Here is a 26,616-nt window from a genome sequence, read left to right on the forward strand (position 1 = left end):
CGCTACTCTTCCGTCGTTGCATTGAGATGTTTCGTTGCTTCCCGGCGGGAGAGTGGTTGGATTTCGGGATGTTGAGCAAGGAATGCCCGCACCCACTGAGGATTTGTGCGGGCATAGTCACGCAAGGCCCAGCCTATTGCTTTCGCAATAAAAAATTCGGTTTCCTGCAGGTTGGGGACGATCACTCCGCTTAATAGGTCAGTGTCGGTGTTTTCTTTTGCCTGAAGCTGGCAGAGTATGGCGTAGCGACGAATCCAAATATCCGGATCTTGAGCCCACTGAATCATTCGCTCGAATTCTTTATGAGAGTTTTGTCGAATGTAGTTATGGGTGTGGACGCATTCATCAACAAGGTCCCACCAGGCTGCAGTGCGAATAAAGTGCTCGATTGTTGGCATAGCGGTGGCGTCGAGAAGCTTGGCATGTTTAGGAAGGAGCAAAAGCATTAAGGCACTGCGACGATATTCGCGGTGTGTGGCGCCATCCCAAAGTTTACGGGCGGTTGCGAGAAGTTCAGCAAGGGACAGTCCGGCGGGAGCGTGTGTCTGTACTATGCGGCGAATAAGGTTTCGTTGTTCGGGTACTCGAAGCCCCAGCAGTGGTTCAGAACATTTAAGATATTTTTGTTGGCTTTGGGCGAAATCGGCATTCCCGTATTGCGGTAGTTGTGTATAGATTTCGGAAATTATCGTGGTGTTTGCTTGCATAATGTTTGTGCGAGTTCTGCTGCATGTCGAGGATTTTCGGCTATAGATACTAGATTGTGTTGGGCTAGCAACCGTCCCCATGTGGTGTTGCGGGCTACTCCAGGTGTAAGGATGAGTCCGCGGGAATGTTCTCGGGCGGCGCGGGCTTGAACACGAACACTGGAATATTCATCGCAATTAATAATAATGGTGGTACTACTTATACCGGCTGCGACAATTTCAGGCATTCCATAGGTGTGTTCGGTTTTTTCTTGGTCTGGATAAAAGCGTGAGCAGATGGTCCCATTGCGTTGGATACGGCGCCGCAATCCGGCGTTTTTCTTTGGTGACCAGTCATCGAGACCAGATGGCATAATGGCGATTGGGTGGCCCTTGGCGTCAAGCGTAGCTCGGTGGACTGCCAGATCAGTGTCTGTGGTGAATCCAGAAACAATGGGGATGCCATCTTGAGCTAGGAGTTTTGTAATGTCTTTTGCGGCTTGAATGTCCAGCGGCGAAGGGTTTTTCGCTCCCACAATGCTTACAATCGGCCCGTAGGGAAATGCTTTGCCTTCAATAAATAACAGTGGGGGTGGCTTTAATAAATCCAAAAGCAGTTTCGGATACTCGGCTGCAACAATTGGAACTATCGAATACCCATTTGCCTGCCATTGGAGTAGATTACGTTGTGCTTCCTTCCGGGCGGCGGCGAGGTCGGCGTCGTTAAGCGCGGAACATAAGGCGGCAATGCCATCGGTTTGTAGAATGCGTTCGCGCTGTGGTGCCCGCATCTCGGCAGGAACGCGGAGACATGCAAGAATCTCAATGATTTGCTGTTCCGCGTTCATGGTGTGTTCTAGTAGCTGCCGTTGGCTGCATGGAAATCGGCGGCAATGCTAAGGATTTCCTCGGCGAGTTCCGGACGGCAAATCAGCACGTCGGGCAGGTAGGTGTCTTTATTATTATAGGTGATTTCGCTGCCGTCGAGACGCGAACAGTGCAATCCAGCGGCCCGGCACACCCCAACGGGAGCTGCAGAATCCCATTCATATTGGCCACCGGCGTGCACATAAGCGTCGGCATCACCAAGCAGAACATGCATTGCTTTAGCGCCCGCTGAACCCATGGACACAGTTTCAAATCCAAGCTTTTCTGCAATGTGGTTTGCAACCTTTGGTGGGCGGTTATGGGAAATCATGATTTTCCGCGCTAGTGGTCCCATCACAGCCTTCGCGTCGGAAGAATGGAACACAACACCAAGGTCAGGGAGCCCAACAGCGGCATGGATTGGGGTGCCGTGTTCAATAAGCGCAATGTGTACGGCCCAGTCTTGGCGGCCAGTGGCAAATTCTTTGGTGCCGTCCAGGGGATCGATAATCCATACGCGATCTTTTTCAAGACGGGCTGGGTTATCAGCTGCTTCTTCGGAGAGGAAACCATCGTCCGGACGGTGTTGGGCCAATACTCGAGCAATCCAGTTCTGTGCGAGTTCATCACCAGCATCACCGAGGTGTGTGCTGCGAAGTAGACCGACATTGCGCACGCCCTTAAGGATTTCACCAGTACCTTGTGCGAGTCGTCGGGTCAGGTTCGCGTCTTCAAAGTGTGCAGTCATGTGTTTTAGTCTAGCCTTCTGGTTGGATGGTAGGCATGCCAGAGGTTATTTTGGAGCGTTTTTGTCCGCAGGTGGCCGAATGGTTCCGCAATGTGTTCGCACAACCCACCCGTGTGCAGGCCGAAGCATGGGAACACATTAGCCAAGGCCGCAATGCGTTAGTGGTTGCACCCACCGGCTCTGGTAAAACTCTTGCGGCGTTTTTATGGTCCCTTAATTCGCTTGTCGACGCCCCGCGCTCCAAGGTAAAAGTCCTCTATATCTCCCCGCTTAAAGCCCTTGGTGTGGATGTGGAAACCAATCTTCGGGCACCACTACACGGTATCGCCATGACCGCGGAACGCCTAGGCTTACCCGTACCCGATATTACGGTGGGTGTGCGATCAGGAGATACCACTTCAGCGGAACGAAGTCGCCTTGTACGCAACCCCCCAGACATCCTTATTACTACCCCGGAATCGCTCTATCTCATGCTCACTTCAAAAGCTGCCGCGATTCTAAGTGAAGTGGAAACCGTAATTATCGACGAAATACACGCACTTGCCGGGACGAAACGCGGTACGCATCTTGCATTAAGCCTGGAACGACTAGCCACAATGACCACATTTCAACGCATTGGGCTTTCTGCCACAGTTCGACCACTTGAACGCGTTGCGGATTTCCTAGGTCCGAACACATCCATTATTGCGCCGCCGGCTGAAAAACTCTGGAACCTGCATGTGCACTATGGGGAACAATTCGAAGAAGATATCTATGCCCAAGTTATGTCGGCACGATCGACATTATTATTTGTAAATTCCCGAAGGGCCGCAGAACGCTTGACCGCGCGTTTAAATGAAATCGATGAATCCGAAATTGCGCGGGCTCACCATGGTTCCGTAAGTAAAGACGAACGAGCCCTTACTGAGCAGCTCCTAAAAGCCGGCGAAATCCGGTGTGTAGTAGCCACATCTTCCCTGGAATTAGGTATTGATATGGGTGCTGTGGATCTGGTTATTCAAGTGGAATCCCCACCGAGTGTAGCCGCAGGTTTGCAGCGCGTTGGGCGTGCCGGACACGCTGTGGGTGCGACGTCGATAGGCAGAATCTATCCAACGCACAATGCGGACCTTGTACAAAGTGCAGTAGTAGTGCAGCAGATGCGTAATGGGAGTATTGAAGAACTTTCCATACCTAGCAACCCCTTGGATGTATTGGCTCAGCAAACTGTAGCGGCTGCCGCAATGACCGAACTCAATGTCGATGATTGGTTCGCTACGGTGCGAAAATCTTACCCATACCGCGAATTACCCCGTGAAGCATTCGATACTGTAATCGACTTGGTAAGTGGTTCGTACCCAAGCACTGAATTTGCTGAACTTCGTCCCCGTGTGGATTTTGACCGCATTAGTGGAACCTTACGAGCACGCCCAGGTGCGCAACGTGTAGCAGTGACCAATGGTGGAACCATCCCAGATCGCGGACTATTTGGTGTGTTTCTCCTTGGCGGTGATGAGGGAGCCCGGAGAGTAGGCGAACTCGACGAAGAAATGGTTTATGAAACCCGCGTTGGAGATATTTTTACCCTTGGAGCTTCCAGCTGGCAGGTCGCGGAAATCACCCGTGATCAGGTCCTTGTTACTCCTGCGCCGGGCCATACTGGGCGGTTACCATTCTGGCTTGGAGATCAGCAGGGTCGGCCCGCCGAACTTGGTAAAGCTATTGGGGCTTTTCGGCGTAATCCAAAGTACAGCGCTGACCTCGGGGAATTCGCACAAGCAAGTATTAAACAGTACCTAGATGAGCAGCGTGAATCTACCGGCATTATTCCTGATGAACGAACCCTCTTGGTTGAGCGTTTCCGCGATGAGCTTGGCGATTGGCGGGTGATCCTGCATTCCCCATATGGCCGACCAGTTAATGCTGCTTGGGCATTAGTCATTGGCACTAAATTTGATTTCGACGCCCAGATAGTCGCGGGCGATGATGGAATCATTCTGCGCGTCCCAGACTCCGATATTGATCCAGGTGCGGGGATATTCCAAATTGATCCTCATGAAGCGGAAGACATTGTGCCCCGGGAAGTGAGCAATTCTGCCCTTTTTGCTTCACGGTTCCGCGAATGTGCCGCACGTGCATTATTAATGCCCAGGAAAAAGCCTGGCCAGCGCTCTCCGCTTTGGCAGCAGCGACAGCGGGCGTCGCAATTATTGGAGGTGGCGCGGAAATACCCAAACTTTCCGATTATTTTAGAAACTATTCGCGAGTGCTTGCAGGATGTGTATGACCTGCCTGCTTTCCTATCACTTTTGCATGATATTGCGGCGCGCCGGGTTCGAATCGTTGAAGTTACGGTGGATCAACCAAGCCCATTTGCGTCTTCGTTATTGTTCCATTACACGGGCGCTTTTATGTATGAAGGCGACACTCCACTTGCAGAAAAACGTGCGGCGGCGTTGGCACTTGATCCGTCTTTAATGGCGAAATTATTGGGCAATATTGAGCTTAGGGATTTACTAGACCTTGATGCAATTGCGGCAGTGGAAGCGGAACTTCGCAGGCATCATTATGCCCGCACGCCCGCTGAACTTGAGGATACGCTCCGAATCCTGGGCCCACTTCCGGTTTCTGAACTGGATCTATACACCTCATATCCAGATGCCGTACGATCACTAACCCATCAGATAATGCGGGTGCGCATAGCCGGTATTGAACATATTGCATTGGTTCACGACGCCGCGCTCCTCCGGGATGGTTTGGGGATTCCGGTGCCAGCTGGGGTGGCGGCTTCAAACACCATAATCACCGATGCTTTAGAACAATTGCTCGGTCGATGGATTCGCACGAATTTGCCTTTTACTTTGGAGGCGTTGGCTGGAGCGTTTGGCATTCCGATTGCGATGGCACACAGTGTGTTGCAAACCTTGGATGTATTACCTGGCCACTACACATCGTCAGACGAACAATTTTGCGATCCCAAGGTGCTGCGGCGGCTACGATTGCGGAGTTTGAATGCAGCTCGTGCGGCAGTGTCTCCGGTGTCTCATGAGGCGTTTGCTCGTTTCCTCCTGGATTGGCAGCAGGTTGCACCATTGGGGGATACCCCCACATTGTCTGGCATTGATGGTGTCTATTCTGCAATCGAACAATTAGCCGGTATAAGGCTTCCAGCTAGCGCGTGGGAATCGCTGGTACTTCCGTCTCGGGTGGCAAACTACAATCCCGCGTGGCTTGACGAACTAACGATCAATGGCGAAGTTTTTGTGGTTGGTGCTGGCAAGGCTGGTACTCGAGACCCTTGGATTATGCTCCTACCTGCGGACGACGCCGCACCATTCCTCGAACCTCTCGATGATTTACCTGAGCTTGGTCCATTGGAACAAAAAATAGTGGATTTCCTTTCGAATGGTGGCGCTTACCTCTATCCCGAAATTCGATCCTATGTTCAGGCTTCTCCGGGGGATCTTCAAACCGCCATGTTTTCCTTGTTCGAGGCGGGCTTAATCGCTCCTGATGGGTTCCAGGCGGTACGCGCCTACCTTGGTTCTGGTGGCCGTGTTGCTCATCGTGCTTCTCGACGACCCTCTCGCACGCGTGTACAGGTTCCGCCTGCATTGGTCGGGCGATGGTCTTCGGTATCTCGATCCTCAATGGAACCGACTGCTCGTGGTAAAGCATTGGCTGATATTTGGTTGGGGCGCTATGGGGTAGTTACCCGTGGGAGCGTCGTTAATGAAAACTTGGTCGGTGGTTTCGCGCTGGCGTATCGCGTATTAAGTACATTCGAGGAGCGTGGCCGGGCGATTCGTGGATATCTTGTGGATGGTCTTGGGGCTTCTCAGTTTTCTACTTCTGCGGTGGTTGACCGCTTGCGTGGCTGGGAGGACCGCGTTAGTGCTGAGCCGAAAGTACACGTGATTGCTGCTGCTGATCCTGCGAATCCGTATGGCGCTGCGTTGCCGTGGCCGGTGTCGAATTTGAGTCGTGCTGCGGGTGCGCGTGTTATTTTGGCTGATGGTCGTTTGGTGGGTTTCCTTACTCGGGGTGGTAAGAACTTGACGATTATTTCCGAGGATGACCTTGGACATATTGCTGCTGCGTTGGCTGTTTCTGGGGATGTTATTGCAAAAGTGAATGGTGAGGGGGTGTTGGTTTCGCCGTATCTTTTGCAGTTTCGGGAGTTGGGTGCGCGAATCAGCCCGCAGGGCGTTCGTTTTTAGAACGGCGGGTTGAGTTCGTGTTCTGTGGATGGTTGTAGGGTTATTGGGTTTTTTGGTTTGGGTCTTCGGGCTCGATGTTTTCGGGCTCGTTGGATTTGCTGACGCAGGGTTGATCCCCATCTGCCCAGGCCGTTTCGTATTGGTTGGTTTGTGTTGTCATGTGCCGGTGATTTTTTGGAATGTCTTGTGTCTATTCCTTGTTGGGTGCCGGTGATATTTGGTAGGAGTCCTTGGGGTGTTGTAGTTGCGATGAGCGTGCCATCTGCGTGATACCAGGTGACGTGTCCTTGAGTGTTCATTGTTGCCTGGATACGTCGGTCAGTTTTGGCATTGTGATGGTGGCGGCATAGGCATTGGAGGTTGGAGAGTGTGGTCCATCCGCCCGCTTCGAAGTTGATTACGTGGTCGATGTCACAGGTTGCGGCGTCAGTATTGCAGCCGGGGAAGCGGCACGTGCCGTCGCGGAGTATGACCAGGAGGCGTAAATCTAGGGTTGGGTCGTGGTGTGCTTGGCGTAGTGTTGCGATGTTTGTGGCGTCTTTGTATTCGGTGGGTTGTTTAGCCAGGATGGCTTGTTGGGTTGGTGTAAGGTCTTCGGCGCCGTGGAGGTGTTCGGTGATGAGTTGTTGGTGTGGCTGGAATTTGCCAATGCCAAAAGTGATATGACGTCGGCTGCATTGATGTTGTTCGCCATTTATGATGCGGACAAGTGCATCTGCTTCGCTGCAGTGATGTTTACGGGCGAAAGTATGAATGTGGTCGGCGATTGTGAGGGCGTCGATACTGTCGAGTTCGGCGGTAAGCAGTGTGGTGCCAGCGGTGGAGTGTGGTGCAAATATAAGCCAGTGTTGTGGTTCTTTGTGGGCGTCGTGGACCGTTACCTGGTGGGTGCGTAAAAAGCGCTTGACCCGACGACGAATAAACCCAATGGTGGGCAGGGCTTCATGCGTGGTGGTTGGGGTGAAAAGCTTAACCAGATGGGTGTCTAGGGCCGCGAGGAATTCTGGTTCTGGATTGTCCGGGATCTCCACTAAAATATGGTCGATTGCGGTCAACATGGCATAGTCAATATGACCGAATTTCAAGGCGTGGTCCCGAAATTGGGGGAGTTGTGTGTGGAGACGGTGGCAGGCGGCAAGGATATTCTTTACTTTTCCTTCGCGCCATGTTCCTAGGCGGGCGGAAAGTTTTGTGGCCAGGGAGTTGAATTCATCGGCGGCAATATCAATATCTTTGGCTAGGCGAAGAAACCGCCGCAGCATAAATTTATTTTCTTCAACTGAATCTAAGCCAAGCGGATTATCGCTGGCGTGAATTTCATAGAAGGGTGCTATTTGCGCCGTCATTGTGTTCACCTCCCGCCCGAACTTGTTGATGTAACTCCCAGTATATGGGGGAACACCTGCTAAAACAAGGGTTATCGCAGGTCAAGACATATTTTGCACTATAGAGACGCTACCCCCGTTGCGATGTTTTGACCTGGGGAAACAACATTTTTCTATGGTGGGCTAATATATTGTTCGCCTTGAATTCAAAGCGCTACAGTGCCTAATAGTATAGGTGCTATATGTGCTGAAAACCTGCTATAAAATGAGTTTTTCTTAGTTTGAATGAAAAAGTAACCCTTGAGCTCTGAACGCCGCTAAAAATAAAAATAGTGATACTAGGCACAGATAAAAGTACACTGACGGGGGTGGGTTCGGCTATTTAGTTACCCCCACTGGTGTTAAGTTGTGCGGCCTAAGATGGGCTGTATGCCTGAAGGTGATTCCGTATTGCAGCTTTCCGAGCGCTTGCAGCCACTTGTCAATAAAACGGTTGAGCGAACCCAGTTCAGGGTGCCGCAGTATGCAAACGTATCTTTTAATGGCTTGCAATTGGAAAGGGTTTGGCCGTATGGCAAGCATTTGTTTATGCGATTCGATCAAACTGTTTTGCACACGCATTTGAAAATGGAGGGGTCGTGGTCGGTGCATCGGATTGGGGAGCGCTGGCGTAAGCCTGGATTTAAGGCGCGAGTGGTATTGCAATTCGATCACGGCATCGAACTCGTGGGGTTCGAGCTTGGGTTTGTACGTGTGTTTGATTTTTCGCAGTACCACGACCGTATTGCGCACCTTGGTCCGGATGTGCTTGCAGAGCATTGGGACGCTGTGGAAGCGCGGCGTCGTATAGCGGAAAAGCCTATGCGGCCGATCGGTACAGCACTGCTGGATCAGCGGAATCTTGCTGGTGTGGGGAATGAATATCGAATGGAAATTTGTTTTTTGTGTGGGGTGCATCCGGCGACTCCGGTATCGCAGGTGGATTTAGACCATGTGCTTGAGGTGACACGAAAGTTAATGTGGGCAAACCGAAAATCGCCAATACGTACGAGCACCGGCATACGTAAACACGGTTCGAACGCATATGTGTTTAGAAGGTTTCGACGCCCATGTCGCCGGTGTGGGGCCCTTATTGCTCAAGGTTCGTTGGGCGGGCCCGATTTGGGTGGCGAGATCGATGAATTGGAGCGAATTATCTGGTGGTGTCCGAATTGCCAGCCAAAACCGATGTTCGCTCAGTAGCTTTCGAAATAACATGCGGTAGTTGATCTTCTACATGGATGTTTCGAGTGGCAAACCAGCTACCTAGTGCGACAAAAAGCAAGCTGGTAGAGGTAAATATTGTGGGTCCGAACCAGTCGCCGGTGTAGTCGTATAAAAGACCGAATCCTAGAGGGCCGATACAGGCCGTGGTGTAGCCAGCGCCTTGCCCAAATGCAGACAGTGCGGTCGCGCCGTCGATAGTTTTGGCGCGGAGATTAATAAGGGTAAGGGCAATGGGGAAGCTGCAAGGGCCTAGTGCGGAAAGGGTGATCCAAAGCCAGGGTGCGGACATAGCATCCCAGGCCATGCCAGCATTGCCAATAAGGAACAGCGCGATAAATACCAGGACAATTGGGAAGGGATCGTTAAAACGTGCGACGACCCAAGGTCCCACAAATGCCAGGAGTAATCCTAGGGCGGACCACCAAGCGAGCATTGTGGCGCCGAATTGCAGGTCTGCGCCGGCATCGACGTAGATGCGGGGGATAAACATCATTAATGAATATGTGACCAGGCTGGTGCAGCCGAACATGATGGCCATTCCAAGCCCGACTGGAGTCCGCCATACGGCGAGTTTTTGGCGCTTGGTGTTGGGAGTAGGTGAGGTGCGAGAGCTGGCGTGGAATAGTGGTAACCATGCCAGGGCGCCGAGGATGGCGAGGAATGCCCAGGAAGCCAAGGAGAACTGCCAACTAGTGGCGGCGGCGATAGGTTCGGCAAACAGTGGTGCGGTAGACATTCCAACCTGCATTGCGAACATATATGTGGTGGAAAGCCCGGAAATACGTAATGGAAAATGTACTCGAATGGCTATAGGGATTAGGGCGTTCGTCGCACCAATGGCGAACAATGTGATAATACTGCCAGTAATAAGCATGGGGAATGAGGGCCCCAGGACACGTAAGATTTGGCCGCTTGCAGTAAGGACCATGGCCGATATAAGCACGGCATGGAGTGAGTGCTTGCGGAGGAGCCAGGGCGTCGTAAATGCACTCATGGCGAACATTGCAGTGGGGATCATACCGAGGATGCCAATAGACGTGGCAGAAATACCTAGCGCTTCTTGGATGCGGGGAATAAGTGGTGGAAGCGCAGTTACAGCAGCTCTTAAATTAAGCGCCGTCAAAATAATTGCAAGGAGCGCAATAAATTTAGGGTTATTTAAACCTGAAGTTCGCCGTTGAAGCACTCGTAACACTTTATACTATTCAGTTTTGCTATAGCTGGGGTCGCCCAAGGTGAGTACTCTGGGGCTCGAGAGTTACTAAGCAGGAGGTAGAAGTATGAAGAAAATCGCGATTTTTTCAATGGTGCCAGTGGTGGTGTGTGGTTTAGTGGCCTGTGATAACGGTGAGCCTGAATTTGGTCAAGCACAGTCTGGTGTTGAATCTGCGTCTGCAATTTCTACAAGCTCAACATCTTCAACACCAGCGGTGGATAAAGGCTCGGAAACTTCACCAACTTCAGTAATGAATGAAACTGCCCCTGGAGAGGTGAAAGTTGAAGTTGATGGCAAAGTAATTGAGGAACAATTTACGCCGGTGGTATGTATCAGTGACTATGTTGATCCGCCACAAGGTCTCAAGATTGAGGGCGGCATTGAAAATCACGCGGAAATCGATGCGCATATCAGCGATCCTGATGGGATGCCTTCTCTAACAAATTTAGAAATTAAGACAACTACGCTTGACGTTAAGATCGATGAGCGTTTCCAGGCGCAGGCAATGGTTATTCGTGAAGGTGAAACGTGGAATATCGAGGGCGAAGGTGTGCACAAAGGTGATAATGACACCGAATTGCCAGCCAAAGTAAAAGTTCGTGTTGTTTGCCCGGCGTAATGTAAAGGTGAAAACCTAACCAGAAAGGCAAGAGGGAATATGCGACTTATTTTAAATATCCTTTGGTTAATTACCGGAGGAATTTGGCTTGCCGCAGGCTACATTATATTCGGTCTGTTTTCCTGTATTTTTATTGTAACTATTCCTGCTGGAGTTGCATCATTTCGGATGGCAAATTATGCACTGTGGCCATTCGGTAGGGAAGTAGTATCGACGCCCGGTACCAAACCGCTTGCAGGCATCTCCAATGTTATTTGGTTCGTAGTGGCGGGAATTTGGTTAGCTATGGGGCACATTGCCACCGCTTTTGCTCAAGCATTAACAATTATTGGTATTCCCTTGGCTATAGCCAATATTAAAATGATTCCAGTAACGTGCTTCCCCTTTGGGAAAGCGATTGTTTCTTCTCAAGGCGGTATTCTATAGGCCCAAGGAGGAATAACAGTCGGGTAGAACAACTGGGGTTGGAAGAAATTCCAACCCCAGTGCTCGTATCTACCGCTAGGTAATCAGTGGGCGCATTGTCGCTTCTTTATCCACGATATGCGCGCTGAGCTGCTTTTTAATATCCAGAATATCTTGAGCAAAGCCTCGAGGAATGGTACTTAGCCGGATTGGGCGGTCGGCTCGCCATGGCAAAGTCACTAGCGATGTATACGGTGTAAGAGTTCCGCGGAGGATTTTATTTGCTGCATGGGCAAACCGTGTGCTTTCCAAAACAGCAAGGCAAAATGGAATGATTGCAGTGATCCCAACCTGTGCAAGCATGAGCCCAATAGGTGGTTCTACACCGTACTGATTGGCAAGAACCTCAGACATTGCAAATACCGGAGAAGCAAACACCATAAATGCGCCAACGAGAACGATAATAAGCAGTAGGCGTTGGTGTAGTAGATAACGTTTCCGTAATTCAAGGGGGAAGCGAAGCCGTTTATAGCTGGACACAATGATCGGCAGCGAAAGAACAGAAGTAATCACTGTCAATGTAAAGACATCCGAAATTGGTTTGCTCAAGAATCGTTCTGCAAACACCATATTAAGCAGGCCGGTAAAAAACGCTGCAAGGCCATACATAAGGATGAGGCGCAAAAGATTCAATGAAATAGCGGGTGGAAGTTCTTCAAATTCCGCATGGGAAATTTGCACTACTTTGCGTTGTTCTTGGTCTTCGGCAGGGATACGCGCCCAGTGAAGCACCGCAGAGTATTTTGAATCATTTTCAATAGTGCGAAGAAGCTTCTTTACGTCCTCGTCATAGCCGAAGAAGTCCATCCGCAAAATAATTTGAATAATGCCGGCAACAAGTAAACATGTAATTGCAAAGGCAATAGACTCAAAGCGACTTACTGAAATATGAATAGCAAAAACTGTCCAGATTGCGGCAAGTACAGTTAATACATAGATTAAGCTGTGCTGCAATAATTTCAATGTGGAGTCAATTTTGCTAAATGTCACAATATACTGCGCCGCATTCTTCACATAGTGTTCTGGATGCTCGGGGCGCGCTGTATATTGATTATTTGGGCGCAGTTTACCCAGTGTAGTTTTTATTTTCGACTCCGCGCGCGTAGCCGTTGATTTTAGGTATGCGGATATGGCAATAAACAAGGCTAAAATAGTGATTGTTATTGCAAACGGAGGATTTGGCTCGGCTCCTCCAAAAAACATTCCAAGGGTTTGGAAATTTGCCGAGAATATGAAAAAAGTTGCGCAGAATAAAAGAGCTTGGAGTAATGTAGTTCCGCGCTGCTTGCCTTTTTCATTGCGGTAAAACGATGACATTGTTTGGAATGCGGCCATCGAACCAATGGCTGGCTCGCGCGATGCCCCGGTAATATGGTGCGTGCTCTGATTGGGTTCACAATCTTGGCCATATTCGCTGCTAGAAGAGGAAACTTCGACAGTTGAGGAGTATGTGGCAAGGGCACCATTTTCCGGAAGGTCAATAACAGTTTCCCGGGCAGGTTTACTTGTTAATTTCTCTACAGTTCGAAATTTTGATTCAGACATTGCAGACTTGCCTTAACTGGTTTTCGTGGCTTTATTTGGGTTTCCTTAGTCTAGCATGTGTGTTTTAATGGCCGGAATTATCACATATGCGAATTATCGTCATTGAACAAACTTGTTGGAGTTTCAACGATTATATATCAAGAGTGTAATCCAAATGCGCACAATTGGATTGCGGGTAACTAAATTGCGTAATTATATATTGGGGAATGGAACAAATGGTCGAGACAAAAATGCTCTCCTAATATGAAGTGCGCTATTAATTTGTGGCGTAGTTAAATATTTGTGCTTCTGTGATTGTGGGGGCGGAAAACAAATAGATACTTGGATGCGTCAAAGATTGCTTCGCGCCCTAAATTACCCCCAATGGCAGGGTGGGCGCTGAACGGCCTTTTTGGGTGCTGGTTGGGCGTGTTGTCACAGATTCCATTTTTTCGGCTGTTTTTATGGAATCTGCGACACGATAGGTAGGGAACCTGTCACGAATTCCATTTTTTTCGCTGTTTTAATGGAATCTGCGACAAACCCCAGGTCAACGCTTGTGTGCAATGTTGGTTGCTGTCACGAATTCCATTTTTTCAGGCGATTTTATGGAATCTGCGACACTCAGTATGAAAACATCACTAGTTCAATAGGGCTAGCCTATCAAACCGCAGGGAAAGCGGCTGGAACAGCTCAAACTGCAGGGAAAGCGGCTCAAAAAGCTCGGGAAGCCGGCTCAAACACCCCAGGAAACCAACGTAACCCCCCGGGAAGCCCTGAAAACCAGCCCACCAGCCCAGAGCATCAGGCAGATCTAACGCACTCCAACGCACCACCTCAATATGTCAAAACCCCCACCGCAAGCATTTTGCAATGTTGTGCGGTAGGGGCGTCGAAACGCGATGTGGGGGTGTTATTTCTTATCGCGGTACCAGGTGATTAGGTTGTCGGTGGAGGAATCACCGGAATCGGGGGCTTCAGCGCCAGTCACTGCAGGCAGCAAATCGCCGGCTTGTTTTTTGCCTAATTCCACACCCCATTGGTCGAAGGAATTGATGTCCCAAATTACGCCTTGGACAAAGGTGATGTGCTCATATAACGCGATTAGTGCGCCGAGGATCGCGGGGGTGAGTTCCTCTGCAAGAATCGTCGTGGTTGGGCGGTTGCCGGGCATAACCTTATGGGTTACTAGTTCGACTGGAACGCCCTCAGCGGAAATTTCGGCGGCGTTTTTACCAAAAGCGAGGACCTTGGTCTGGGCAAAGAAATTACTCATTAGTAGGTCATGCATACTGCCGGTGCCATCGGCAGTTGGCAAATCTGTTTTCGGGCGGGCAAAGCCAATAAAATCGGCGGGCACGATCCGGGTGCCCTGATGCATTAACTGGTAGAACGCGTGTTGGCCATTGGTGCCTGGTTCGCCCCAATAGATTTCGCCGGTATCGCAATGTACTGAAGTGCCGTCATGGCGGACAGACTTGCCATTGGATTCCATAGTTAGTTGTTGCAGGTAGGCAGGGAAGCGCGCCAGGTCTTGGGAGTAGGGAAGCACTGCGTGGGTGGCGGCACCATAGAAATCTCCATACCAAACACCCAGCAAACCCATGAGTACTGGGATATTTTGTTCTAGTGGTGTGGTGCGGAAGTGCTCATCCATGGCATGGAATCCGGAGAGGAATCGCATAAAGTCCATGGGGCCAATCACAGACATTAGGGAAAGGCCAATAGCGGAATCGACGGAGTAACGGCCGCCAACCCAGTCCCAGAAACCGAACATATTATTGGTATCAATGCCGAATTCAGCCACTTTTTCAGCATTGGTTGAAACCGCCACAAAGTGCTTAGCAACGGCGCTTTCATCGCCATCGAAAGCCTCTAAAAGCCAGCGTTTTGCTGCATGTGCGTTCGCCAGCGTTTCCTGAGTGGTAAACGTCTTTGAAGCAACGATAAAGAGGGTGGAAGCTGGGTCTAGATCCTCAAGTTTGGCCACAATATCCGCAGGGTCCACATTGGACACAAACCGCGCGGAAATGCCCGCGGTGGCGTAGTGGCGTAATGCTAGAACGGCCATGGCTGGGCCAAGATCGGAACCACCGATACCAATATTCACTACCGTTTTGATTGTGCGCCCGGTATGGCCTAACCAATCACCGGAGCGAAGAGCGTGAGCGAAATCACGCATGCGGCCAAGTACTTCATGTACATCAGCGGCAATATCTTGGCCATCAACCTGTAAATCACGCTCTACAGGTAACCGCAAGGCGGTGTGAAGAACGGCCCGATCCTCGGTGTTGTTAATATGCTCGCCATTGAACATGGATTCGGTGCGCTCTTGGAGTTTTGCGGCTTTGGCTAGATCAATAAGAAGTTCGACTGTCTTATCGTTGATCAGGTTCTTTGAAAGATCTACATGAAGCCCAGCGGCGTCGAAAGTAAGTTTGTTTGCGCGTTCGGCATCGGCGGCAAACATTGTGCGAAGTGTAGTTTCGCTGAGCTCGTTGTGATGCGCTTTAAGTGCCTTCCACTGTTCGGTGGCGGTGATATCAGCAGCCATGCTGTCTCCTTGTGTATTTCTTGATATGAGCGTTACTTCCTTCCCCACACTAGTCCGAGAACACCTACTGTGGGTTGCATGGCAGAGCAATCCCACATTCATGCACTTATCGAGTCCGTGCCCAAAGATTTGTTCTTAGCGGGACGCTGGACTGCGGCTTCCGACGGCGGCACTTTAAGCGTCCACAATCCCGCAACTGGTTTCGAACTCACACAGGTTGCTTCGGCAACTACTGACGACGCCCAGTCCGCTTTACGCGCCGCGCTATCCGCGCAAAAGCAATGGGCGGACACGCCTCCTCGTACGCGTTCTGAAATCCTCTACCGGACCTTCGAATTAATTCACGAACACTCGGAAGAATTAGCGCTCCTGCAAACCCTAGAGCTTGGGCGCGCCCTGCCGGATTCTCGGGCGGAGGTGGCGTATGGTGCTGAATTTTTCCGCTGGTTCGCGGAAGAAGCTGTGCGTATTCGCGGTGATTACCGAACCAACCCCTCAGGAACTGGACGAATACTTGTTCGTCAAGAGCCGGTCGGTCCTGTCTTAGCCATCACCCCATGGAACTTCCCGCTGGCAATGGGCACCCGCAAAATTGGCCCGGCGCTTGCTGCAGGTTGCACTGTGATTGCAAAACCGGCCTCGAAAACCCCTCTGACCATGCTTTATTTGGCTAAACTTTTGCAGGAGGCGGGCCTGCCTGAAGGCGTATTAAGTGTGCTTCCATCTGCTCATGCTTCCCGCATTTCATCGCTTCTCGACGCCCCAGGCCTACGCAAACTCACATTCACTGGGTCTACATTGGTTGGGCAAAAACTTGCGATGAAAGCAGCAAAACATTCAATCCGTACAAGCCTGGAAATGGGTGGGAATGCTCCATATATAGTTTTGGAAGGCGCGGACCTGGATCTTGCTGCCCGTGAAATTGCAGTGGCGAAAATGCGTGGTGCTGGCCAGGTGTGCATTGCTGCGAATAGATTCCTTGTTCATGAATCTATTGCAGAAGAATTTGCCGATAAAGTAGCCGAAGAAATGGCAAAGTTTACGCTTGGTCCGGGTTGGTATGAAGGCGTAACCTTTGGTCCGCTTTCTGGTGCGGACCAGGTAGAAACCGTACGTACTTTGGTGGATGACGCGGTTGCTCGCGGAGGACGCTTGGTGTGGGCTGGCCCAATTCCAGACTTAGGAAATGAGTTTGATTCTGGATATTGGTATCCCGGTGCGGTACTTATGAGTGCGCCGGAATCATCTCTTATCCATAAGCAGGAAATCTTCGGTCCAGTAGTGAGTGTAACTAAGATTTCCAGCATTGATGAAGCTATTTACCGCGCAAATGAAACCCCATTCGGTTTAGCTGCATATGTTTTTGGACCATTGCCTGACGCCCTCATGGTCGCCGAACAGATTGAAGCCGGTATGGTTGCGGTGAATCGTGGTGTGCTTTCTGATCCTGCCGCGCCTTTTGGTGGGGTGAAGGAATCCGGTGTGGGGCGTGAGGGTGGGTTTGAAGGTATCCATGAGTATTTGGAACCTAAATTTATTGCTTTGCCGATGTAATAGTTACATCTAGTTGTCTGGGTTTTGGAATTGGAAGTAGAGAATATCGCTCCATGAACCAAATCCCAGGGAGTAGAAGTATTCCTGTGCGGAATTGTAGGGTTCAAAATCACCGGATTCCCACATGTCTAGTACGTAGTTGATCTCGGATTCCGTTTGTGGGATTGCCGCTGCTAGGGACTCTAGTTCGTCAGGAATATTGTCGCCGAGTGCAAGGACTTCTAATGGTTCGAGCCAGAAATGTGTGCAGCCGAGTAGGCGTTCGTGGAAGAGTTCTTTACGGGTGCTGGCGAACTCTTCTGCCAGTGTGTCTTCTGGCAGGTGGAGGTTTTTGCTATTGGTGTCTGCAAGGCGCTCCATAAATTGCAGGAGTATTTCCCGGCCTTCTGGGAATGATCCGCGGAAAGCACCTGGGCCGATGATTTCGCCGGTTTCGTCATTTGGGTGATCATCAAAGATCTTTGATGGAACTCGCTCGGTATTCGCACTGCAAAGTAGCCGGTATGCGAGAGGGATTCCGGATGAAAATTCACCGATGGAGAAAATCCTAGAATTGCCGTCTTCGTGTGGGCGTTCGGCGTAAAGGTAAGTGCGGTTCGCCATAATAGAAGCCTTCCAGAGCGTCTTTAGAACATATGGTAGCGAATAGTTAGCTTAAAAGTGCATGAGCCTTACGCATCTTAAGCGTAGCAATAATATGAATGTTGTGTTCGCTACTATGTCTGCTATGCCGGCGGTGGGAAACGTTAAAGCCTCCGCAGTTGATCGCGGAGGCGGGGTGCAGGAATGTAAATAGCTGATAGCGCAATCTGCCAGACAGACACAAACCCGAAAGCAGCCCGAACCGGTATAGCGAATACGTCATCACTGACCTCGGATTTCAAGACACAAGTTTCCCCATCCATACCGGAGGTTGTAATTCCAGAAATTTACTTTTCAGGAAAATTATTTGTGGCAACCAGAGTTAGATAAGCTGCATCTGCATCCGGATCGTATGTAAAGTGAAATTCGGATTTCATATTTTAGTTACAGTGAGTATATTTCCGTTCTCTTACTTATAAAGATTCGAATTCGATTGCAGAGACAATAAACATTACTTTGCTTCAGGAGGTAGCTGAACATCAATAATCAAGGCATGCGATTTGCCTAGGATATATAGTTTTCTAAATAAACTCCCCGTGATAGGGGGCTTGATAGCTGCTGTCTCGTGGGGTGGCGCAGGGCTAGCCGAGGCGGCCGCGTCCAAGTCGGAGGAGGGCATTAGCTAGGGCGGGGCCTTCGGGGCCGAGTTCTTCGCGGAATTGGTTGATAATCGCTACTTCTCGGGTGTGTACTAACCGGGTACCTCCAGATCCCATGCGGGTTTTGCCAATTGCTTTGGAAATTTTGGTGCGGCGTTTTACGGCATCGAGTATGAGTCGGTCGAGTCGGTTGATTTCTTCTCGGTATTGTTGGATTTCAGCATCAGAAAGGGGATCGTCAGTGCCGGAAGGCATGCGGATTGCAAAGTCTTCCCCAGCGGTGGCTTGTGCTTCACTCATATCGAACATTTTGCCATGTTGCGGTGGGGTAATTTGGAAGCACTATGACGAATTTAGATTCTTCCCCGTTTCCTGCTCAAAAAGCCGAAGTCCCTAGCAATACAAGTACTTCTTCCATGCAGCCCGCCCAGGCGTTTATTGGGACTGGTCCGGATGTGTTGGCTGGTTTAAATCCGCAGCAACGTGCTGCGGTAGAGCATATTGGTAGCCCATTATTGATTGTTGCGGGTGCCGGGTCGGGTAAGACAGCGGTACTTACTCGTCGCATTGCATTTTTACTTGGGCATCGTCGGGTGCAGCCGGGGCAGATTTTGGCCATTACTTTCACTAATAAGGCTGCTGCAGAAATGCGTGATCGGGTGGCTGATTTGGTGGGGCCGGTGGCGGAGCGGATGTGGGTGTCTACGTTTCACTCCACGTGTGTGCGGATTTTGCGTCAGCATGCAAAGTTGGTGGAGGGGCTCAATACTAATTTCACTATCTATGATTCGGATGATTCAAAGCGCCTGATCTCAATGATTATTAAAGATTTTGATTTGGACGCCAAGAAGTTTTCGGCTCGTGGTTTGGTATCGGCGATTTCTAATTTTAAAAATGAGTTATTGGGTCCGGATGATGCGCAGCAGCAGGCAGATCAAACAAAACAACCGTGGGATCGGGTGGTTGCCCAGGTGTTTCGGGAGTATCAGCAGCGTTTGCGTAGGGCAAATGCGGTTGATTTTGATGATTTAATTGGGGAAGTTGTTGGTATTTTCCGGCGGCATCCTGAGGTGGTAAAGCATTATCGGCGGCGGTTCCGGCATGTGCTTGTAGATGAATACCAAGACACCAACCATGCGCAATATGTATTGGTTTCTACCCTTGTAGGAAGCCCTGATTCCGAGGTGCCGCCAAGCGAATTGTGTGTTGTTGGTGATGCTGATCAGTCGATTTATGCATTTCGCGGTGCCACGATTCGTAATATTGAGGAATTTGAACGGGATTATCCCCAGGCACATACGATACTTTTGGAGCAGAATTATCGTTCCACGCAGACGATTCTTTCTGCTGCAAATGCAGTGATTGAAAAGAATCAAGGGCGGCGGAAAAAGAGTTTATGGACTGCCTTGGGGGAAGGACAGCCAATTATTGGCTATGTTGCAGATAACGAGCATGATGAAGCGCGGTTTATTGCCAATGAGATTGATACTTTAGTTGATGCTGGGTTGGCGTTTTCTGATATCGCCATAATGTATCGAACAAATAACTCATCCCGCGCCCTCGAAGATGTATTTATTCGAACGGGTATTCCCTATAAAGTTGTGGGGGGCACGCGATTTTATGAGCGCAAAGAAATCCGCGATATTCTGGCCTATTTGCGGGCTGTACTGAACCCGGATGATGTGATGTCAGTGCAGCGGATTATTAATACTCCGCGCCGTGGCATCGGGGATAAGGCTCAGGCGATTATTGGTCTTTATGCTGATCAGCAACGTATTGGCTACTGGCAGGCGCTTATCGACGCCGCGGCCGGCGACGTCGATATGCTTGGTGCGCGGGGCCGAAACGCGGTGGCACGCTTTGTGGAAACCTTAGCGGGGCTGCGGGAGCAATCTACTGAATTAGTTGATGAGACTACGGGGTTGCCGGATATTGCGGGATTGATCCGTGCGGTATTGGATATGACGGGATATCAAGCCGAGTTGGAAAAGTCTCGTGACCCACAGGACGGTGCCCGCCTAGATAACTTGAATGAATTGGTATCCGTGGCCCGGGAGTTTAGCTCAGAGGCTGCAAATCGTCTTGCTTACCAGGAGGAACTCACGGAAGGGGAATTATCACCAGGGAGTCTGCAGGCGTTTTTGGAGCGGGTGTCTCTGGTGGCGGATGCTGACCAGATTCCCGATGATGGGCAGGGCGTCGTAACGCTTATGACCCTGCATACCGCAAAGGGCCTGGAATTCCCGGTGGTATTTTTAACGGGCTGGGAGGACGGCCAATTCCCGCATATGCGCGCGTTTTCGGATATGAATGAGCTAGCGGAAGAGCGTCGTTTGGCATATGTGGGCATTACCCGGGCCCGGCAGTGCCTGTACCTCACACGTGCGATGGTGCGTAGTTCTTGGGGCGAGGCGATGACAAATCCGCCGTCCCGGTTTTTGCAAGAAATTCCTGAGAAGCTAGTGGAGTGGCGTCGGGAAGAACCCCAGTACAACGGTTTTGGGGAAGATGATTGGGCACCTTTGGATTGGGGGCAATCTTCTTATCGAAGTGCACCTCGCACCGTGCCTCGGGGCGTGCCTAAGGCTAAGAAAGCCCCCGGAAAAAGCTTGGTGCTTGCCGTGGGAGACCGTGTAAACCACGAAAAATACGGGCTTGGCACTGTAGTTGAGACCTTTGGTGCAGGCGCCGTTGCAACTGCCACTATAGATTTTGGGTCTGCTGGTAAGGTGCGGCTCATTGTCAGTGGCGGTGTGCCAATGGAAAAGCTTTAGATGTGGCAGCATTGCAGCCTTAGAGGACGCCTCACGGACGGAATATCGTCCAGGGGTGTTCTTTAAGGCCTAGCTTATTAAAGGCGCGCAAAACCGGCTTCCGACGTTTTTAGGCGCGGAAGCCGGTTTTGTCAGGAAGGTTTAGACGTTGATGCCACGTGCCGCAAGCCACGGCACAGGGTCAACAGCGCTTTGGCCATCTGGGTGGATCTCAAAGTGCAAGTGTGGGCCGGTGGAGAATCCACGGTTGCCCATGCCGGCGATCTTTTGGCCAGCTACAACTCGCTCACCTACGGAAACATCAAGGGTTTCCATATGGCCGTAGACAGAAATAGCGCCGTCATCGTGGCGGATTCGGATCCACTGCCCGTAACCAGAAGCTGGTCCGGAGTCGATCACGGTGCCATCCATGACGGCGTTGATTGGGGTTCCTACAGCATTGGCAATGTCAATGCCATTGTGGAATGTTCCCCAACGTGGGCCAAATGGTGAAGTGAAAGAGCCAACTGCGGGTAGTGCAGTTTGTGGTGCGCGGGCTGCCTCATCTGCAGCGACACGTTCAGCATTAAATTGAACGGCCTTATTGAGCTGATCCGCAAGGTTTGCCACTGGCTTGAATTCTGCAATGGCAAGCACCTGTGGTGCTGCATCGCTGGAGCCGAGGGCGGCATCCGAGGTGAGTTGGTACTCAGGCGTATGGGTCACCGTTTCCGGCTGAGTAGCGTGGGCTGCTGCAGCGCCGCCAACACCTGCGGTGGAGACTGCGCCGGTCGCCATTGCGACCATCGCGACCCGGCTCTTAGTGCCGGCGGATACGGTCTGCTTGCGGTGTGCGCCGCCAGACCTACCCGACCGCCGATGAGTCGTGTTCATCTAGATTTCTCCCTGTCGCATTAGCCACAATCGCAATTTGTGACCATTCCGTTACTAACAGATTCCGATGATAACGGTTCGTTACACAAGGGGCAACCCAAGACGTTACTAAAGTTACGCATGTGACTAACGGCGCGTAATTTAACTAGATATCAGGTGCCCTGGGGGTGTTGGGGGTGGGTCCCCCAGAATGGACCTAAACAGTGGCAAAGTAAGCATCGATGAATAGAAAGAATAGCCCACAGCAACGTGACCGCCGAAGCCCTAAAACGCGGGGCAGTGGCCGTAATTCTAGGTTGCGGACAACTCGTCGTGCTGCACGTGCAACAACCCCTCCAATGCCGGAGGCGCAGAAGGCCCCGCCGCAACTAAAAGATCGTGCAAAAGCGACTTTGGTCACAATTCTGGTTCCGGTAGCTATAACGGTACTTTTTTTGGTCGGTTTTGCGCTTGCGGGACTGATATTTACGAACACATCCCTTGTTGCTTTGCCGGCAACTGTGGCTCAAGCATGGCTGGTGCTGAATCTCGTTCCGGTATCGGGATTAGAAGCTACTGTTGGGATCCTGCCATTGGGTCCCGCTCTGGTGTTCGGTTGGTTACTGGCTCGCCGAATGTACCGCTCAGTAAAAGACCGGGTCAGTATGGTGGAGCTGCAATTAACCATTCTGTGGGCGCTGGGCATCCCATTGCTTCTTACACTTACCGCAACCGCGATGTTGTATGACGCCTCTTCTGTACTTCCAGTGCAGCCGCCGTCGCTCGGGGATGCGATTGTGCGCACCTTACTTATGCACCTTTGTGTAGTAGGCATAGGCATGGGGCCTCGGTTATGGCGGGCATTGGCTCGGCGTATTGCGGTACCCGGCATGCTTGTCGACGCCGCGCTATATGCGTTGCAGTATCTGCGGTGGCTTACATATATAGGACTAATAACAGTCCTTATATCTATGGCCTTTCATTGGGAGTCACTGCGAGATCTTTTCCAAAACTTTCCAACCGCCGGTGGGATCGCGGCACTTATTGGAATAAGCCTGCTCTACCTGCTTAATGCTGCCTTATTTGCGGCGGCTGTACTACTTGGTTCTGAATTCCATATTGGCGATGCCTCGATATCACTGTTTAGCGCGCACCTTATCCCATTGCCCCCAGTGCCATTATTCGCAGCGGTTCCAGCAAGCGTTGTTCCATGGGCATGGGTATTCCTTATTATTCCGCTGGCACTCGCGGCGATTATGGCCTACCGACGTATGGGCGAATCAGAACACCCCATTGCAGAATTTATTGCAGCCGGAGGATTCCTTATTCTCTTTACTGCCATTGCAATGTATCTGGCTGGCGGCGAATTAGGTGTATTCGCCCATATTGGTTCGCTTGTATGGTTGACTTCGCTCTTGGCATTTGTATTTGTGTCAGGAACTGGTGTGCTTGCCGTTATGGTTCACCGAGTTCTTGGTCCCAAAGGTGAAGACGAAGACGAACCTGAAGAAGAGGAACCAAAGGAAGAACCACAAGAAGAAAAGGAAGAACAAGAGGAAGAACAAGAGGAACAGGAACCAGAACAAACTGAGGAAACACCCGAAGCTGATACCGAAAACACTGACGAACGGGACGTCGATACGCACGATATCGAAGGGGCTGCCCCCGCCGATTCCGATGACGCAACCAGAGAGCGCTAAACTCTTCCAGGTGACCAACCAACACACACCAATGCCCGTGGTAGTCCTTGCTTCAGGCACTGGTACCCTCCTGCAAGCAATTATTAATGCGCAAGGGGAGCACTACACAGTAACTGGCGTAGTGACCGACCAAGAGTGCGAAGCGGTCGCGCGTGCCGTCACAGCTGGTATCCCTGCTCGGACTATTGCACTGGCGCAGTGTACAAGCCGTGAACAATGGAACGTCAAGCTCGCGGAAGCGGTCGCGGAGTTCCAACCCCAACTTGTGATTTCTGCAGGGTTTATGAAAATTCTTGGAGCACCGTTTTTGCAGCGTTTTCCAGGGAAAATCATTAATACCCACCCGGCATTATTGCCCGCATTTCCCGGAGCCCATGCTGTGCGGGATGCACTGGCCTACGGTGTAAAAGTCACTGGAGCAACCGTACATATTGTCGATGAAGGCGTTGATACGGGCCCAATTATTGCGCAAGTCCCCGTTTCGGTTTTTCCCGAAGACACTGAAGCAACTCTGCATGAGCGCATTAAGCAACAAGAACGCACACTCATTGTTTCTGTGCTTTCGAATCCGCAACTCCATCCTTAAAAACTTTTTTAATATGAAAGGCCCGCGAAGCCATGAGCAATGACCGGAAACCAATCAAACGAGCACTCATTAGTGTGTATGACAAGACTGGTCTTGAAGATCTTGCCCGAGCTTTAGACGCGGCAGGTGTGGAAATCGTATCTACCGGCTCTACAGCTGCAACCATTGCAAACCTTGGTATCCAAGTCACACCGGTGGAACAACTCACTGGTTTCCCGGAGTGCCTTGAAGGCCGGGTAAAGACCCTTCATCCACGGGTCCATGCTGGGATTCTTGCTGATACTCGTAAACCAGATCACTTACAGCAGCTTTCCGAACTTCAGGTCGAGCCATTTCAGCTGGTAGTGGTGAACCTTTATCCATTTGCGGAAACTGTAGCTTCAGGCGCAGACTTCGATGCTTGTGTTGAGCAGATTGATATTGGTGGCCCATCTATGGTTCGTGCCGCTGCGAAAAACCACCCCTCGGTTGCCATTGTGGTCAATCCAAAACACTACGGCGCAATCGAACAAGCTATCGCTGAAGGCGGATTTACTAGAGAGCAACGGGTGCAACTTGCCGTTGAAGCATTCCGGCACACTGCTTCATACGATGTCACCGTAGCAACCTGGTTGGGGGAACAGACTTACAATTCAGATGAGCCATTCCCCGAATGGATTGGCGCAACATACGAGCGTGCAAACACACTGAGGTATGGGGAAAACCCACACCAAAGTGCGGCGCTCTATATTGATGCTCAGCTTGGTGCTCACCTTGATGCCCAGCTTGGTGCTCACCTTGATGCCCAGCGCCAAGGTCTTGCTCGAGCAACACAATTGCATGGCAAGGAAATGAGCTACAACAACTACACCGATTCTGAAGCGGCATGGCGTGCGGCCTGGGATCATGAGCGCCCTTGTGTGGCCATTATTAAACACGCAAATCCATGTGGCATTGCAGTGTCAGATGACTCAATTGCTGCCGCGCACCGCGCAGCACATGCTTGCGATCCAGTCTCGGCTTTCGGTGGTGTTATTGCGGCGAACCGGGAAGTAACCAAAGCTATGGCTAGCCAAGTTGCAGAGATCTTTACTGAAGTAATTATTGCGCCTTCGTATGAAGAAGGTGCCGTAGAGATCCTTGCCCAAAAGAAAAACATTCGTGTGCTACAAGCAGCTGCTCCGCAGCGTGCTGGGTTGGAAATCCGCGAAATTTCCGGTGGTTTGCTGTTACAGGAACGTGATCTTGTGGATGCTGAAGGGGATAATCCCGAACATTGGACACTTGTTGCTGGTCCCGCCCTTGAAGCTGATGCACTCGCTGAACTTGAGTTTGCTTGGCGCGCAGTTCGTGCAGTGAAATCGAATGCGATCTTGCTTGCGAAAGATGGTGCAACTGTTGGCGTTGGTATGGGACAAGTAAACCGAGTTGATGCGGCAAAATTAGCCGTAAAACGTGCTAATACTCTAGGTGATCAGGTAGAACGTGCCAAGGGTTCGGTTGCTGCATCAGATGCATTCTTCCCGTTCGCGGATGGGTTTGAAGTTTTAGCTGAGGCTGGGGTTACGGCGGTAGTGCAGCCTGGTGGTTCGATTCGGGATGCTGAAGTAATTGCGGCAGCTGAACAAGCTGGAGTGACCATGTACCTCACTGGTGCCCGCCATTTCGCACATTAATGCCAATAGGCTGGGGCTTTTTGCCTTAGCCCGAGGCTGGTTTTTAAGCTGCTTTACCTCGGGTTGGAGTTGGTTTCCGGGGGTACTGGCTGGTTTCCGGGGGTACTGGCTGGTTTCCGGGGGTACTGGCTGGTTTCCGGGGGTGTGGGCTGGGCTTTACGTGCGGTTTAATAGGCTCACCCTATCGAACTAGTGATGTTTTCATGTCGAGTGTCGCAGATTCCATAAAATCGGCTGAAAAAATGGAATTTGTGACAGCAAGCCATGTTGCGCACAAGCGTTGACCTGGGGTTTGTCGCAGATTCCATAAAAACAGCGAAAAAAATGGAATTCGTGACAGGTTCCCTACCTATCGTGTCGCAGATTCCATAAAATCCGCCGAAAAAATGGAATCTGTGACAACACACCCAACCAGCGCCCAAAAAAGACCAACCAAGACATTGCTGCATGCCTGGAGGCAACTTCCTTCCCCGCCGCCACCCACGAGTACTTCCGCGGCGGTTTCTCTACCCACTTCGCTACACCACTCACTGTGGCTCGCTTGAATTTGGTAAAGGGCGTGGGGCTAGTGTTGCAGATCGCTGAAGGCGCCACCGTTTTGCTTGACGACGCCGCGACCGCCGCCATTGTCGATCGCACCGACCCGACCTGGCCCACAACATTCTTTGTGCGACGTCTTACCGGTAAAGTGCTGATGGTTTCGGTGTGTCAGAAATGCTCGATGCAATCTGTACATTAATGCCGCTTGACCAATAAGAAAGGGGTTGTGTAGTCATGGCGCGGAG

At 50.9% G+C, this 26,616-nt stretch carries 21 protein-coding genes; 11 read left to right on the plus strand and 10 right to left on the minus strand.

The window, feature by feature from the left end:
• Positions 1-2 precede the first annotated feature (2 nt).
• From CFREI_RS03615 to CFREI_RS03625, 3 genes are read right to left on the minus strand one after another with little or no spacing between them, the layout of a single operon-like run.
• A complete protein-coding gene (locus tag CFREI_RS03615; protein WP_027013120.1) occupies positions 3-707 on the minus strand; it encodes a DNA alkylation repair protein in 705 nt (234 codons plus the stop codon).
• Positions 686-1,534 carry a DNA-processing protein DprA gene (locus CFREI_RS03620; protein ID WP_027013121.1) on the minus strand — a complete coding sequence of 283 codons (849 nt, stop codon included), beginning with the start codon at positions 1,532-1,534 and terminating at the stop codon, positions 686-688. Before CFREI_RS03620 ends, CFREI_RS03615 begins: the two co-directional genes overlap by 22 nt.
• Before the next feature lie 8 nt (positions 1,535-1,542).
• Positions 1,543-2,301, minus strand: a complete 759-nt coding sequence (locus CFREI_RS03625; RefSeq protein ID WP_027013122.1) for a 3'(2'),5'-bisphosphate nucleotidase CysQ — start codon at positions 2,299-2,301, stop codon at positions 1,543-1,545.
• 35 nt (positions 2,302-2,336) lie between these two features.
• Here CFREI_RS03625 and CFREI_RS03630 point away from each other — a divergent pair, with 35 nt between their 5' ends.
• On the plus strand, positions 2,337-6,500 hold the full coding sequence (locus CFREI_RS03630) for a DEAD/DEAH box helicase (RefSeq protein WP_035112350.1): 4,164 nt from the start codon (positions 2,337-2,339) through the stop codon (positions 6,498-6,500).
• Here the strand turns inward: CFREI_RS03630 and CFREI_RS03635 are convergent.
• Positions 6,497-7,846, minus strand: coding sequence for an HNH endonuclease signature motif containing protein (locus CFREI_RS03635; RefSeq protein WP_027013123.1), 1,350 nt, complete (start codon positions 7,844-7,846; stop codon positions 6,497-6,499). The two genes, CFREI_RS03630 and CFREI_RS03635, sit on opposite strands and share 4 nt — an antisense overlap.
• A gap of 408 nt (positions 7,847-8,254) precedes the next feature.
• Here CFREI_RS03635 and CFREI_RS03640 point away from each other — a divergent pair, with 408 nt between their 5' ends.
• Positions 8,255-9,067 (plus strand): DNA-formamidopyrimidine glycosylase family protein, encoded by an 813-nt coding sequence (locus tag CFREI_RS03640; protein WP_027013124.1) that lies wholly within the window; start codon positions 8,255-8,257, stop codon positions 9,065-9,067.
• On the opposite strand, the gene CFREI_RS03645 is transcribed toward CFREI_RS03640, so the two are convergent.
• Positions 9,018-10,277: an MFS transporter gene (locus tag CFREI_RS03645; RefSeq protein ID WP_051256029.1), complete on the minus strand. Its 1,260-nt coding sequence runs from the start codon at positions 10,275-10,277 to the stop codon at positions 9,018-9,020. The two genes, CFREI_RS03640 and CFREI_RS03645, sit on opposite strands and share 50 nt — an antisense overlap.
• A 94-nt stretch (positions 10,278-10,371) precedes the next feature.
• Between CFREI_RS03645 and CFREI_RS03650 the strand changes: the two genes are divergently transcribed.
• Together CFREI_RS03650 and CFREI_RS03655 are read left to right on the plus strand one after the other, a co-directional pair.
• Positions 10,372-10,926, plus strand: a complete 555-nt coding sequence (locus CFREI_RS03650; protein WP_027013125.1) for a lipoprotein LpqH — start codon at positions 10,372-10,374, stop codon at positions 10,924-10,926.
• Positions 10,927-10,965: 39 nt separating this feature from the next.
• Entirely contained in the window at positions 10,966-11,352 is a 387-nt protein-coding gene (locus CFREI_RS03655) for a YccF domain-containing protein (protein WP_027013126.1), read from the plus strand.
• A gap of 75 nt (positions 11,353-11,427) precedes the next feature.
• Here CFREI_RS03655 and CFREI_RS03660 read toward each other — a convergent pair whose 3' ends face one another.
• A complete protein-coding gene (locus CFREI_RS03660; RefSeq protein WP_027013127.1) occupies positions 11,428-12,936 on the minus strand; it encodes a hypothetical protein in 1,509 nt (502 codons plus the stop codon).
• Between the two features lie 892 nt (positions 12,937-13,828).
• Entirely contained in the window at positions 13,829-15,469 is a 1,641-nt protein-coding gene (gene pgi, locus CFREI_RS03665) for a glucose-6-phosphate isomerase (RefSeq protein ID WP_027013129.1), read from the minus strand.
• Between the two features lie 78 nt (positions 15,470-15,547).
• Here pgi and CFREI_RS03670 point away from each other — a divergent pair, with 78 nt between their 5' ends.
• The gene (locus tag CFREI_RS03670) at positions 15,548-17,023 is read left to right on the plus strand and encodes an NAD-dependent succinate-semialdehyde dehydrogenase (protein WP_035112308.1); all 1,476 of its coding nucleotides are present in this window, start codon (positions 15,548-15,550) and stop codon (positions 17,021-17,023) included.
• Positions 17,024-17,032: 9 nt separating this feature from the next.
• Here the strand turns inward: CFREI_RS03670 and CFREI_RS03675 are convergent, their stop codons facing one another.
• On the minus strand, positions 17,033-17,626 hold the full coding sequence (locus CFREI_RS03675) for a DUF7822 domain-containing protein (RefSeq protein ID WP_027013131.1): 594 nt from the start codon (positions 17,624-17,626) through the stop codon (positions 17,033-17,035).
• A 61-nt stretch (positions 17,627-17,687) separates the two neighbouring features.
• Between CFREI_RS03675 and CFREI_RS03680 the strand changes: the two genes are divergently transcribed.
• The gene (locus CFREI_RS03680; protein ID WP_276201892.1) at positions 17,688-17,819 is read left to right on the plus strand and encodes a hypothetical protein; all 132 of its coding nucleotides are present in this window, start codon (positions 17,688-17,690) and stop codon (positions 17,817-17,819) included.
• Positions 17,820-18,246: 427 nt separating this feature from the next.
• Here the strand turns inward: CFREI_RS03680 and CFREI_RS03685 are convergent, their stop codons facing one another.
• Positions 18,247-18,564, minus strand: coding sequence for a chorismate mutase (locus CFREI_RS03685; protein WP_027013132.1), 318 nt, complete (start codon positions 18,562-18,564; stop codon positions 18,247-18,249).
• Positions 18,565-18,608: 44 nt separating this feature from the next.
• Here CFREI_RS03685 and pcrA point away from each other — a divergent pair, with 44 nt between their 5' ends.
• Complete coding sequence (pcrA, locus tag CFREI_RS03690) at positions 18,609-21,038, plus strand: DNA helicase PcrA (protein ID WP_084170798.1); 2,430 nt, start codon at positions 18,609-18,611, stop codon at positions 21,036-21,038.
• A gap of 141 nt (positions 21,039-21,179) precedes the next feature.
• Here pcrA and CFREI_RS03695 read toward each other — a convergent pair whose 3' ends face one another.
• Entirely contained in the window at positions 21,180-21,911 is a 732-nt protein-coding gene (locus tag CFREI_RS03695) for a M23 family metallopeptidase (protein ID WP_027013134.1), read from the minus strand.
• A 221-nt stretch (positions 21,912-22,132) separates the two neighbouring features.
• Here CFREI_RS03695 and CFREI_RS03700 point away from each other — a divergent pair, with 221 nt between their 5' ends.
• The 4 genes from CFREI_RS03700 to CFREI_RS03715 all read left to right on the plus strand — a co-directional run bounded on the left by CFREI_RS03700 (position 22,133) and on the right by CFREI_RS03715 (position 26,570).
• The gene (locus CFREI_RS03700; protein ID WP_051256030.1) at positions 22,133-23,590 is read left to right on the plus strand and encodes a cell division protein PerM; all 1,458 of its coding nucleotides are present in this window, start codon (positions 22,133-22,135) and stop codon (positions 23,588-23,590) included.
• Complete coding sequence (gene purN, locus CFREI_RS03705; protein WP_035112310.1) at positions 23,568-24,176, plus strand: phosphoribosylglycinamide formyltransferase; 609 nt, start codon at positions 23,568-23,570, stop codon at positions 24,174-24,176. The genes CFREI_RS03700 and purN overlap by 23 nt, the downstream gene beginning before the upstream one ends.
• Before the next feature lie 32 nt (positions 24,177-24,208).
• The gene (gene purH / locus CFREI_RS03710) at positions 24,209-25,831 is read left to right on the plus strand and encodes a bifunctional phosphoribosylaminoimidazolecarboxamide formyltransferase/IMP cyclohydrolase (protein WP_027013136.1); all 1,623 of its coding nucleotides are present in this window, start codon (positions 24,209-24,211) and stop codon (positions 25,829-25,831) included.
• A 451-nt stretch (positions 25,832-26,282) separates the two neighbouring features.
• Positions 26,283-26,570, plus strand: coding sequence for a hypothetical protein (locus tag CFREI_RS03715; RefSeq protein ID WP_240483229.1), 288 nt, complete (start codon positions 26,283-26,285; stop codon positions 26,568-26,570).
• The last annotated feature ends 46 nt before the right edge of the window (positions 26,571-26,616 follow it).

The sequence above is a fragment of the Corynebacterium freiburgense genome (assembly GCF_030408815.1).
Lineage (GTDB): Bacteria > Actinomycetota > Actinomycetes > Mycobacteriales > Mycobacteriaceae > Corynebacterium > Corynebacterium freiburgense.